At 62.2% G+C, this 267-nt stretch carries 1 pseudogene; it reads left to right on the forward strand.

Going from position 1 to position 267, the window contains the following annotated elements:
- Positions 1-147: 147 nt before the first annotated feature.
- A pseudogene (locus tag SB772_RS41710) lies at positions 148-267 on the forward strand (5-dehydro-4-deoxyglucarate dehydratase); the annotation flags it as partial.

A 267-nucleotide genomic window follows, 5' to 3' on the forward strand; every position in this document is an offset into this window, starting at 1 on the left:
GTATCAGCAGCACGGACTCGGCGCGCGCGACGACGCGATCGCCATGCAATACCTGATTCCCAACTGGACGTTCGACCACAAGCGTCCGTGCCTCGTGCGCTGAACGCAGGCTCGCCCGATATCGCCATCATCACAGGATCCCCGACCATGACCACGCCGCAAGAACTCAAGCAGATCGTTTCCGAAGGGCTGCTGTCGTTCCCCGTCACCGACTTCGACGCGCAAGGCAATTTCCGCGCCGATACCTACGCCGAGCGCCTCGAATGG

Source organism: Paraburkholderia sp. SIMBA_030, from assembly GCF_046535245.1.
Classification (GTDB): Bacteria; Pseudomonadota; Gammaproteobacteria; order Burkholderiales; family Burkholderiaceae; genus Paraburkholderia.